General features: G+C 39.6%; 9 protein-coding genes. 2 read left to right on the top strand and 7 right to left on the bottom strand.

Translation table 11 applies throughout. The features are described 5' to 3' along the window. Positions 1 to 148: 148 nt before the first annotated feature. From PUND_RS17870 to PUND_RS17895, 6 genes are all read right to left on the bottom strand, one after another. On the bottom strand, positions 149 to 1,156 hold the full coding sequence (locus PUND_RS17870) for an isocitrate dehydrogenase (protein ID WP_008112567.1): 1,008 nt from the start codon (positions 1,154 to 1,156) through the stop codon (positions 149 to 151). A 179-nt stretch (positions 1,157 to 1,335) separates the two neighbouring features. Continuing rightward, entirely contained in the window at positions 1,336 to 3,018 is a 1,683-nt protein-coding gene (locus PUND_RS17875; protein ID WP_010388898.1) for a hypothetical protein, read from the bottom strand. After that, positions 3,018 to 3,413, bottom strand: coding sequence for a DUF3192 domain-containing protein (locus tag PUND_RS17880; protein WP_010388896.1), 396 nt, complete (start codon positions 3,411 to 3,413; stop codon positions 3,018 to 3,020). The genes PUND_RS17875 and PUND_RS17880 overlap by 1 nt, the downstream gene beginning before the upstream one ends. A 69-nt stretch (positions 3,414 to 3,482) precedes the next feature. Beyond that, positions 3,483 to 4,256 (bottom strand): flap endonuclease Xni, encoded by a 774-nt coding sequence (gene xni, locus PUND_RS17885; RefSeq protein ID WP_010388894.1) that lies wholly within the window; start codon positions 4,254 to 4,256, stop codon positions 3,483 to 3,485. 8 nt (positions 4,257 to 4,264) lie between these two features. Continuing rightward, a complete protein-coding gene (ppnN, locus tag PUND_RS17890; protein WP_010388893.1) occupies positions 4,265 to 5,608 on the bottom strand; it encodes a nucleotide 5'-monophosphate nucleosidase PpnN in 1,344 nt (447 codons plus the stop codon). Between the two features lie 77 nt (positions 5,609 to 5,685). Then, the gene (locus PUND_RS17895) at positions 5,686 to 7,194 is read right to left on the bottom strand and encodes a GGDEF domain-containing protein (RefSeq protein ID WP_010388892.1); all 1,509 of its coding nucleotides are present in this window, start codon (positions 7,192 to 7,194) and stop codon (positions 5,686 to 5,688) included. A 225-nt stretch (positions 7,195 to 7,419) separates the two neighbouring features. Between PUND_RS17895 and PUND_RS17900 the strand changes: the two genes are divergently transcribed. After that, positions 7,420 to 9,210 carry a M61 family metallopeptidase gene (locus tag PUND_RS17900; protein ID WP_010388891.1) on the top strand — a complete coding sequence of 597 codons (1,791 nt, stop codon included), beginning with the start codon at positions 7,420 to 7,422 and terminating at the stop codon, positions 9,208 to 9,210. A 161-nt stretch (positions 9,211 to 9,371) separates the two neighbouring features. Beyond that, positions 9,372 to 11,543, top strand: coding sequence for a S46 family peptidase (locus tag PUND_RS17905; RefSeq protein ID WP_010388890.1), 2,172 nt, complete (start codon positions 9,372 to 9,374; stop codon positions 11,541 to 11,543). A gap of 308 nt (positions 11,544 to 11,851) precedes the next feature. Here the strand turns inward: PUND_RS17905 and PUND_RS17910 are convergent, their stop codons facing one another. Further along, a complete protein-coding gene (locus tag PUND_RS17910) occupies positions 11,852 to 12,745 on the bottom strand; it encodes a response regulator (RefSeq protein ID WP_010388889.1) in 894 nt (297 codons plus the stop codon). Positions 12,746 to 12,806: the final 61 nt, after the last annotated feature.

Raw genomic sequence — 12,806 nt, forward strand, 5'->3', positions numbered from 1 at the left:
TGATATGAGTTATTTTCACTTTATAAGCAGAAATTATGCAGTTTTGCGTGTTTGCCTAGGCTTGGGGATGGTCAGGGGGAAATTTAAATGCTGTGTTTCTGGCATAAAAAAAGCCAGCATTAGCTGGCTTTTAATTTAACTGTCCTAATTACAGACGGTCAATTACTGATTGTGTGAAATCAGTAGTGCCGTGGCTGCCGCCTAAATCGCGGGTAGTACGGTCGCCTGATTTAATCACATCAGCAACAGCGCTACGAATACGCTCAGCTGTATCGCCCATGTTTAAATGCTCTAGCATTTGAATAGAGGCTAAAATCACTGACGTAGGGTTTGCAAGGTTTTTACCAGCAATATCAGGTGCGCTACCGTGAACAGCTTCAAAAATAGCAGCATCTTCACCAATGTTTGCACCAGGTGCCATGCCTAAACCGCCTACTAAACCAGCACATAAGTCAGATAAAATATCGCCAAATAAGTTCGTTGTAACGATCACGTCAAACTCTTCAGGGGTCATTACAAGCTTCATACATGTTGCATCAACAATCATTTCAGTTGATTCAATTTCAGGGTAACGCTCAGCTACTTCACGCGCCACTTTTAAGAATAAACCAGAGGTTGATTTTAAAATATTTGCTTTATGTACTGCAGTTACTTTTTTACGACCTTCGCGCACAGCAAGTTCGTATGCGAACGTTACAATTTTTTCTGCGCCTTCGCGAGTGATCACTGATTTTGCTTCAGCTTCAGTACCATCTTCAGATACAACTTGGCCTGCACCTGAATACATACCTTGTGTGTTTTCACGAATAGTGATGATATCAATATCGTCGTAACGGGCTTTAGTACCGGCAAACGATTTAACTGGACGTACATTGGCGTATAAACCAAATTGCTTACGAAGCGTTACGTTGATAGATGTAAAACCTTCGCCTACAGGCGTGGTTAATGGACCTTTTAAGGTGATTTTATTCTTAGCAATTGTGTCAATTGTTTCTTGTGGAAGCAATTCGCCTGTTTTTTCAAGCGCAGCTAGGCCAGCGTCAACAAATTCATAATCAAAATCGCATCCTGCGGCTTTTAGTATTTCAAGTGCTGAGTCGATAATGCTTGGGCCGATGCCGTCGCCTTTGATCACTGTTATGGTTTGTTTGGCCATGAACTTTTCCTTTAAAGATTTGGATACACACATAAATAAAAATACTCAACAGAGTTTAGACTACTTATATGACAGGGGTACTAAATTTGAGCCGGCATTTATACCAATTTATCTCTCATTTTGCCAGTTTATAGTATGAATACAGGGTATAATCTTGAGTTATAATGGTAATAAGTCAGCTAAATACTATTGTGAAGCCCTAAGCGCAGCAGCGATTGATTAAAATCGGCTTCACTTTGCCAGCCATGGCGACTAAGTTGTTGATTTAATATTTGCTGTTGCCATGCTGTTAATGGCTGGTTAGGTTTAAGTACGCGCTGCGCCACTACCTTTAATGCTGCCCATAATTGACCAGCATCATCAAGCTGCTTTTTAGGCAATTTCTCTGCATTTAATAAAGCCGACGCCCATGGGTCGCCACTAAGTAATTCGTTAAGCTCACTGTTTAAATGAGAGGCATCTACGTTGTTTACACCAAAAAATGTACTAAAAGGTGTATCGAGAGATTTATTCGGTGTTTGATCAATGGTGATTTTTCTAGAAACATCTGCGCTGTAATGTATCAACACATAATATAGGTAAGCATATAAGCTTAAACTAACACGCTCACCTTGAACGCGGGGATTATGCTTTACTAATAGCTCTAAAATATTTACTAAACAACTAATACGGGTGCATAAAAAGGCATGTAAAGGATGAGCAATACTATTTACTAATTGTTGAAACACTACCCCTTGAATAATAGCCGGTGCTTTATCGTAACCTACCATAGATAAACTATGTCTTAAATCTTTAGCGGGTAATAGCTCTTTGTTGTAGTGCTTTACTGCTAAGCATACTGACTTTATAACGTCAGGGTAGGGGGTAAGTAAGGTGTTCAAAGCTTTAAAGCTGTATTCTTTTTGCGTTTTTATTTGTTTAACTAATTGGTACAAGGGTGCTTGTGCAGAGAGTTCACTATTCGGGATATTAAGATATTCACTGTCCCATACTTTTAAAAATAAGCGGTTATCATTGCATTCCCATGCTTTTGAGTCATCCATTAAGGACGCTTTAATACGATACCATGCCATTTTAGTATTGGCGTTATTAACTATAATATGTCGGCCTTGCGTATCCGTGGCTAAATAAACCATAGCTTGGTCGGCATACACGACTTGGCTGCCAGGCACATATTGTCCAACATGTGCGACTAGCGCTTTTAATAACGTTTGTGCAAATGAGTTGGGAGTTCTTATATATAAATCAGCTACCGCTTTATAAAAATTTATGTGCTGTTGTTTTTCATTACAAGTAACGTTAAGTGCTAATATATTAGCTAAAGCAACCAACACACTGGCACCGTCATAAAGCATAATTTTAGGTGTATCTAATAATGCGTGTTTGTATTTGCCTAATTTTGCCAAAATATGAGCAATTTGGTGCGCGGGTTGTTTAGCCGTTAATAATACTTTGGCTGCAAGTTTATGGCGTAACTGCCACATTTTTTTATCGGCTTCGTTAAACGTTTGCTGTTGAGCTAACTTATTTAATTGTTTAGCAACACAAAGGTGCTCAACTAATGAGGCACTAATATAAAGCTCGGTTAAATCGTTGTCGTAGTTTTGACTACGACACAAAGCACAGGTTAATACACATTGATTAACCACTAAATTGGTTGCGTAACTATACTGTGTTTTATATAAATTTAACTGAGCTTGCAAGGCCGCTGGGTTTTGTTTGTATAATGCAGCGTATTGCTCTGAAAGCTTACACACAAGAGGGTAGAAGGTATGCCACTGACTTTTATTGTTATGGGAGCTTAAAAGCAGTTGCGTGCTTTCGAATAGCTTTTTTAGTTTACCCGACAGTGGAGCTTCCATTAAATCTCCCCATCATTATGCTCAAGGTATTTTTCATAAGCACTTGGGCCCCACATTATTAGTTGGCCATTTTTAAATAATAACCCAGTACATTCATCCATGGTGGTGATACCGTCTGAGGTTTTATGTTGGGTACGATAAAAAACCACCTGCCATACTTGCTCGCCATCACGCCTAGCATAGGTTAAATCTGGGCTACCTAAATATTCAAGCACATCATTTAGCGTAAAGGTATCTTCTAAACGCAATTTTTCGATATAGCGTTTATTGAATGCTTCCCTGTCTTGCCAAATCATAGCTTGTGGATCGTCTTTATAGAACATAATAACTGACGTAGCTATTAGAGCGTATAAACCTAATCCTAATATTAAATACCTAATAAACTTTTTAAACATTGCCAACCCAGACCAAAATAGCTATCGCTAGTATACGTATTGCTAGTGTACAGTGCTATTAACTTGCGACTAATTAAGCCTTAACTGCTTTAAACTAAAGCCTAAATGGATATCTGTACGCAAACTCACCAATTGCTTAGAAATAACAAACATATCCATATCTTCATTAAGCTTTTTTTGTAGCCGCGTATTTAACGATTCATCATTTAGCGCTTCTTCAATAGAGCTATATTGATTAACCAATTGCTGCGCGGATTTAACACCAATACCTTTAACACCAGGAATGTCGTTGGTTTTATCGCCTGCGAGTGCCCAAAAGTCGATGAGTTTATGTTGAGCGACAGCAAAGCGCTCTTCAATGTGTTCTTCATTGAGGTGTTGCTTTTTAAAGTAATCGTATACTTCAATATGCTCATTCAAATGAGGCAAAAAGCCTTTATCAGTAGAGACAATGGTATTGTTTATCTGTTTATTAGCCGCTTTATGCGCTAAAGTCGCAATAATATCGTCGGCTTCATCGTTAGTCGGTTCAAATACCACTATACCGGTTTCTTCAATGGCCGCTTTAAAATGGGGTAACGCGTTTTTTAGGGTCTCTGGCATAGGTGCACGCGAATGTTTGTAGTCTTTATAAAAGTGGTAACGCCAGCTTTTGTCACCATCAAAAACCGCAATTGCATGGGTTGCATTGGTGGTCGTTAAAAGTTTTTTGCATGCATGTGCAACCCGAGCACAGCAGGCTTTTAACATGTGCTCGTCGCTGTGATGGCTTTGGTTTGCATCAACAGCATAAATGCGCCTAATTAAATTAAGCGCATCAATAAGGAGTAAATGGGGATTCAATTATAAACTCACGCTTTTATTGTATAACAAGGAATATACTTACTTCCGGGAAGTTTCATTCTACCTTGTTCTACAAATGCTTGTAAAAGCTTGTCCATTGCTTTCATTAAGTCAGGCTCACCACTTAGCACATAGGGGCCATGCTCTTTAATTGCATTTAAGCCTTCTTCTTTTACGTTACCAGCAACAATTCCCGAAAACGCACGGCGTAAATTAGCGGCAAGCTGTTGTTTGGGTTGATCAAGGTGTAAATCAAGTGACGCCATGGCTTCATGAGTTGGATAAAAAGGCTGCTGAAAATCATTTTCTATTTTCAACGTCCAATTAAAGTAATAAGCATCGCCTTGGCTTTTACGATATTCGCGAACTCCGCTCATAGCCGATTTAAGCTTTTGGCTAACTAATTGAGGATCATCAATAATCACTTCAAATTTACTCAGTGCAGCATCACCTAAAGTCATTTGAATAAACTTACAAAGCTCTTCAAAGTAAGCTTTGCTGTGTTTAGGGCCAGTTAAAATAACAGGTAAACATTGCTTGTCGTTTTCAGGGTGTAACAAAATACCTAATAAATAAAGTAACTCTTCGGCTGTACCTGCGCCACCTGGAAAAATAATAATAGCGTGTGCGGTGCGAACAAATGCTTCAAGGCGTTTTTCAATGTCGGGTAAAATAACCAGCTCATTTACAATCGGATTGGGTGGCTCTGCCGCTATAATGCTGGGCTCAGTTAAACCTAAATAACGATTATTGGTAATACGTTGCTTTGCGTGGCCAATAGTTGCGCCTTTCATTGGGCCTTTCATTGCACCAGGCCCACAGCCAGTACAAATATTTAATCCACGTAACCCCAGTTCATAGCCAACTTGCTTGGTGTATTTATATTCGACTTCGTTAATAGAGTGGCCACCCCAACATACAATCATGTTAGGTTCGCTATTTACCTTAAGCGCGTCGGCATTTCTAAGCATATCAAAAACCATATGGGTAATGGCTTTAGTTTCTTGGAGGTTCTTTTCATACTTTTGGCAAATAAACAAAATATCGCGAATAACCGAAAATATGTGCTCATGAATGCCTGTTACTATGTGGCCATCAACAAAGGCCGTTTGCGGAGGATTTTCTAACTCAATTTTTATACCGCGTTCACGGCTAACCAAACGTATATCAAAATCTTTGTGTTTATCGTAAATATCATTGCTTACATCGGTGTGGCTGCCTACATTGAGCACGGCCAATACACAGTTTCTAAATAGTCTGTAGCGTTCGCTGGTTGATGATTGCTCGAGTAAGTCTACTTCTAGCTGCGACAATAAATCTAATACCCCTGTAGGGTTTAATTGTATTAGCATCGACATTCTCCTTGAAACTTCTTGGGTAAATTTACTGCGTAGTTATGCCTTATACTCAAGGGTAAAAGTGCATAACACTATTTACTAATACACAGACGATCCCGGCCTGAGTTTTTAGCATCGTAAAGAGCCTCATCGGCTCTATCAAATGCTTTTAGAGGCGTATCACCCTCTTCAAATTGGGTTGCGCCTAAAGAAACAGTAATTTGTATTTGCTTGTCTTTAAATTTAAATGGGATCTTTTTAATCGACAGTCTTAATTTATCGAGATGCTCGACGGCGTTTTCAAGTGAGGTACGGGGCATTAATAACACAAACTCTTCGCCGCCATAACGGGCAATAAAATCAGTTTGTCTAATCGATTTTTGCAGCGCTTTGGCAATCACTTGCAAGGTAATGTCGCCGGCTGTGTGACCAAAACGATCGTTAATTGATTTAAAATGGTCTACATCAATAACCACTAAGGTTATGTCTGACGGGCGTTCGTTAAATACATTGATTTCGTGATTATAACGTTCATCAAAAGCTGCGCGATTAGGTAATTTGGTAAGACTGTCGAGTAAACTTTTAAAACGTTGTTCATTCAAACGTTTCTTATAATTACTAACTTTGTTTTCTAAACTGCCAATTCTATCGTTTATTTGTGCAAAGCTAGAAATTAAAATTTGGCGATCTTTTTGTTCTAGCTGCTCTTTTTCTAAAATATCAGCACTTAATGAGCGTAACTCATTTTCAACCAATTGCTTTAACTCTGTAATTGATGTTGCTTTATTTGTTTGTGTATTTAAATTTCTTAGCTTTTCACCAATTCGTTGATTAATTGAGTCAAACTCAACAGTCATCGATTCAGAATGTTCGCTGGTCGATACTAATGAGCGATGTAGCTCTCCGAGTGTTTGGTTTAAAGAGGTTAAGAAGCTTTGTGCTGACGCGCGCTCAACTTGAATGCTTTGTACAATAAGTGTGATTACATCAATTGCTGCATCAAGTAGCTGGTCTACGGCTTTATTTTTAGCAATACGTTTTTTTATTAAATACAGCGCTTCGTTGGCTTCTTCTTCGAGAACTAGCTGACTGACTAATTTAAATAGCTTTTCAGTAAGAGCACTTAGATTTGGAGGCTCAAAGGTATCGTTGCTTTTAGCAATTAAGGCTTGATGATAAAAAGTGATCAGCTGATTTAAAACAGGGATAAACCCATGTACAGATTGAATATCGTCTAGCTCGTTATCAAGCAAATGACGCAGTGTTCTGCGGGTATCGTCAGGCAAGCCTTTGGTTTGTTGTAATTGCTTACCTGCATTTTGTACACTGGTAAAGAGGTCGCGTTGATGTGCTAGTTGAATGGCTTCTTGGTTTTTAAGCAAAGCTAAAATATCATCCACTAAAGGGGCAAAGTCTTCAAAACTCATTCCTTTGTTTAACGCGCTTCGAAACTTAGCTAGGCGGTTATCAAGCTCAGTATCAAGTCCCTTACAGCTTAAAGACAACTTAGCTGCAAAATTAGAAAGCGTACTAACTTGATGTTGGCGAGCACTTTCTATTACTTTTCTACTGTCGATTGCTTGCTTTAGTTTTTGTTCCACCGTATTGGAGCTCCTAGACACCTACACACCATCATCGTAATACCTCTATTGTTTTAGTTTACAACAAAAACATATTAATAGTAGGGATGAGATCAAAAACTTAATGTTTTTAATAACAAAATACGAGCGATCTTAAATATAAGTGCATTTACCGCTTTTAATTCACTTTTAAAATGGGTCTTGTTAATCTTGGTACAACAATACGTTATATAAAAAAGAGCCTTCATGAAAAAGCTACTTGCCTTATCAATTTTAGCTGCCTGTTCAGCACCAGCATTTGCCGACGTTAACTACGCTTTAAATATCTCTCAGCCAGAGCATCATTTAGGTGATGTAAATGTAGAGTTTCCTAAAACGGCGCAATCATATTTAGATGTAAAACTGCCAGCATGGCGTACTGGTCGCTATGAAATTTTAAACCTTGCCAATGGCGTTCGCTATTTTAAAGCCAGCGACGATGAAGGTAATGCATTAAAGTGGGAAAAAATAGACCACAGCACATGGCGTATTCATTTAAACGAGCCGACTGAAGTTAATGTTGATTACCAAGTGTATGCCAATGAGCTAGGTAAGCGCGCTCGCCATATTGACGACAGTCATGCGTTTGTTGATGCATCGGGCTTTTTTATGTTTAGCGAGTCATTTCGCCAAGAGCCAGTTACGGTTGAATTAAACGTACCTAAAGCATGGCGCTCTGTGTCGGGTATGGAAAACTATAAAAATAAACACAGCTTTAAAGCCAGTGACTACGACGTGCTAGTTGATTCTCCAATAGAAACCGGTGTTAATGAACTGCGTACTTTTGAAGTTGATGGCCGTGAGTATGAACTAGTGGTGTGGGGCGAAGGTAATTACGACATAGAACTGATGCTAACCGATCTGAAAAAGCTAGTGGCAACGGGCAATGTAATTTGGGACAGCTACCCGTATGAGCGTTATGTATTTATGGTGCATGCTACATCGGGCGCGGGCGGTGCAACCGAACACTTAAACTCAACTATTATTCAACGCCCACGTGATCGCTTTGCTAAACGTGAAGACTATTTAGCTTTTATCAGTACAGCGGCACATGAATTTATTCATACTTGGAATGTAAAAGCATACCGTCCTAAAGGACTTGCGCCATATGACTACACTAATATTAATTATTCAAAATTGCTGTGGATTGCTGAAGGGTCTACCAGCTATTTTGAAGATCATTTATTAGTGCGTTCGGGTATTCAAACCACCGATGAATTTTTTAAGAACTTTAGTAAAACCATTAATCGCCACCTCACTACCCCTGGTCGTGAAGTGCAAAGTGCAAGTGAAACCAGCTTTGATAAATGGATAAATCAAGGTGGCGATCATGCACGTAATTACGGCACTAATATTTATCTTGAAGGCTCGTTATTGTCGATGGCGTTAGATATAGACCTACTTGAAAAAAGCCAAGGTAAAATAAGCTATAAAGACGTACACAACGAACTTTATAAGCAACATAAGCTACCAGCGGGTTTTACTGAGCAAGACGTATTAGCTATTTTAAAGCAACTAACAGGGCGTGATTACAGCGCTTGGTGGCAAAAAAATGTTAGCACACCAGCCAGCCTAGATTTTGATGAATTATTGGCAAAAGTTGGTTTAAGCTTTGAGCTGCCTGAAAAAGCCAAGGCCATACCAAGCTTAGATGCCTTTACTAAAAATACCGGCGAACTGCTTACACTTACCCATGTACGCCGCGATGGCGCAGCATGGCAAGGTGGCTTAACTACAGACGATAAACTCGTCGCTATTAACAAAAAGCATGTAGGGAAAAACTTAACCGCGAGCCTAGAAACCTTTAAAGCAGGAGACAAGGTAACTGTTGATTTTATTCGCCGTGATGCATTAATGTCGACTGAGCTTGTGTTGTCTGAAGATTTCGACAAACCTAAAAAAGTAGTCGCTAATAAAAATGCTACTGCTGAGCAAAAAGCGCTGTTTAAAGCATGGATGGGCGTAGCGCATCCAAATGATGTGAAAAAAGACGACTAGCATCGTATATCATATTGTTTAAAAAGGAGCTTAGGGTCACAAACCCTTAGGCTCCTTTTTTGTTTATTGGGCGCTATATTGTAACAATTTATCTCAGTGCAGTTGACCTGACTCATACTTAATGAGTAATCTGCTGGTTCAATAATAAAAGGGATTCTATAATGCGTTTAAAACCTCTTGTTGCCACGTTGGTAGCAACCTGTTCACTGGCTCTTTCTTCTGCGGCTCATGCCGATGAAGGCATGTGGCAACCTCATCAACTACCAGAGCTTGAGTCAATTTTAAAAGCCAAAGGGCTTGAAATTAGCGTTGATTCAATTTCAAAATTAACCGAATTTCCAATGAATGCGGTTATCAGCTTAGGCGGTTGTACAGCCTCGTTTGTTTCGCCAAAAGGCTTAGTTGTAACTAACCATCACTGTATTTATGGTTCGGTGCAATATAATTCAACGCCTGAAAATAACATTTTAGAAAATGGCTTTTTAGCAAAAACACCGGCTGAAGACCTACCAGCTGCGCCAGGTTCACGTGTGTACGTAACCGAAACAGTGACCAATGTGACCGATAAAGTGATTAGCGGCACTAACGAGCTAAGCGCAAAAGCACGCTATGATGCGTTAGAAAAAAATCAAAAAGCACTCGTTGCACAGTGTGAAGCTGATGCTAGCTACCGTTGTAATGTGTATTCGTTTCATGGTGGTTTAGAGTTTTACCTAATTAAATCGCTGGAAATTAAAGATGTACGTTTAGCGTATGCACCTGCCATGGGCGTAGGTAAATATGGTGGCGATATAGATAACTGGATGTGGCCGCGCCATACAGGCGATTTTGGTTTTTACCGCGCCTATGTAGGTAAAGATGGCAAGCCAGCAGAGTACAGTGAAGATAACGTACCGTACGTGCCAGAGTCTTACTTAAGTGTAAGTGCTAAAGGCGTGCAAGAGGGCGACTTTGTTATGGTAACTGGCTATCCAGGGCGTACCAATCGTTACCGTATTGCCGCAGAGGTTGATTACGTATTTAACGACAGTTACCCTAAAGCGCGCATGCACAATACTAAATACGTGTCACTAATTGAAGAAAACTCAGAAGATGGCAGCAAAGCCCGTATTGCTTACGAAAGCACCATAGCAGGTTACAACAACTACATTAAAAACTATGGTTCGATGATTGAAAGCTTCAAAAAAGGCACCATGTTTGAGCGTAAAAAACAGTTTGAACAAGAGCTTACAAGCTGGATAAACAGCGATAGCGAGCGTAAACAGCGCTACGGGAATGTGCTTAATGAGTTATCGGCATTAGTAGCACAATCGCAAGAGCACAGTGAGCGCGACCGTATGGTAGGCTATGTTCATCGTTCACAAATGATCAGCACGGCACGTCGTTTATACCGCTTAGCGGTTGAAAAACAAAAGCCAAATAGTGAGCGAGAATCAGGTTATCAAGAGCGCGATTTACCGCGTATTAAATCTTCTCTTGAGCGTATGTCACGTCGCTTTGATGCCAATGTAGATAAAGCTATATTACTGCACTTTTTAGAGCAATATGCAGCATTACCTAAAGCAGAGCGTTTTAGTGAAATTGATAAAGCTTTTGCTTTAGAAAACGGCTTTGATAAAGCAAAACAAAGTGCATTGCTAGATGAAATGTATGCCAAATCAAGACTAGATAATGAAATTGTACGTAATTCATTATTTGAACAAACACTAAGTCAGCTTAACCAAAGCCAAGACCCGTTTATGCAATATGCAAAAGCTATATTTGCTGTGATGAAAGCCGAAGAAGATAAGTCAAAAGCCTTGGCTGGTAAGTTACAAGCTGCTCGCCCAGAGTTAATGAGTGCAATTATTGCCTTTAACAAAGCGCAAAACAAACCGGTTTACGCCGATGCAAACAGCACATTACGTGTAACTTACGGCACGGTAGGCGGTTATTCTCCGCAAGATGGATTAGTGGCTACGCCGTTTACTTCACTTGAAGGCTTATTGGCTAAAAACACCGATGTTGACCCATTTAATGCGCCTAAAAAGCTGCAAGAGCAAATTAAAGCGAAGCTTTATGGTGATTACACTGGTGGCATGAATACTGTTCCAGTTAACTTTTTATCAAATGTAGACACGACAGGTGGTAACTCCGGTTCGCCAACGCTTAACGGCAATGCTGAGCTGGTGGGTTTATTGTTTGACGGTGTGTACGAAAGCATTATTGGTGATTGGGATTACAACCCTGAACTAAATCGCTCGATTCATGTAGATTCGCGCTACATGCTGTGGGTAATGGATAAAGTAGATAACGCCCAAAACTTATTAGACGAAATGAAAATCGTAAAATAAGTAGCAGTTAAAATAATCAAAAGGCGCTTTCTTAACTGGAAGCGCCTTTTTTGTTTAAAAATGTTTGGATTAATTTAACTTAGGGTACGGGCTTCGGGGGGAGCTAATATTTAACTTTTCACTGGCGCGTTTAAGACTGTGTGATGGTTTTGGTTTCTCATTTTTTGCTCATTCACTTCTCCTTGTGTAATAAGACCCTTAAGTGATTGATTTACCATGAGGGTGCACAGACGCTGCGCTTTTGTAGGAGCAGGGTGTTTTTAAATTTAAACTTCTTTGATAAAGGTAAATACGTTACGCTTAATTTATTAAATGCCAACTAACATAATTTTACCTTGTGCCATGCCCTCAAGCTGGCAGCTAAAATCAATGCGCTTTTCAGCAGGTGTTTTATACAGCAAAGTGAGCTTACGAAAAGGCGTGGTAATCACTTTGACCGTTTTGATTTGTAAACTAACGCGCGTTCGCTTGTCTAAAAAGGCAAAAGCCGTTTCCGTTAACGCTTTTTTACATGCGCTTAATGCTGTATTCGTCACAACGCCCGATAATATTGAGTTACTAATATCTTCAGCCGACAAGCTACTATAGCCACTTGCCATTACGCACGCGGCATAAATATCAAGTATGGCAATGGCACGTACTTTTTGACTTTTTGGATCCTCATAAACAGCCATTACACAGGGGACTTTAGACTCATCGAATACCTGCGGTTGAATTGTGTTTACGATTAAAGACTGACTTATATGTTTATGAAACAACCGTTCTAATTGCGACAGCTTTGGTAACGCTAAATCACTGTTTAATTCAATTTCATCAGGAATGACTTCGTTATTTTCTACAAGTTGAACCAGAGGTAATAACTTATCGTGAAGTTGTTCATCGGTAAAAGGTTTTGACAGTACAAAAGATGCGCCAAAGCTAATAGCTTCTTCAATTTGAGACTTTTCATCAACAGTGGTTAGCATCGCGACTATTATATTAAGTTGTCTTTGCTTTATTGCACGTAATAGCGTCACTCCACACATATCAGGCATATGCCAGTCTGTAAGCACAATATCGGGGTGCCAACTACCAATCAGCGTTAACGCAGATTTAGCATTGTTGGCTTTTTCTATTAATAACTTCCGATAACCAAACTTTTCCAACCCTCGGCGTACAATTTCAAGTGTTGCATGGCTATCATCCACGATAAGTATTTTCACACAGGTAACTTTTTTTTAAATGTTGTTGTTATTATGGCAGATTTTTTTGACAGCGCTAAAC

The organism is Pseudoalteromonas undina, from assembly GCF_000238275.3.
Lineage (GTDB): Bacteria > Pseudomonadota > Gammaproteobacteria > Enterobacterales > Alteromonadaceae > Pseudoalteromonas > Pseudoalteromonas undina.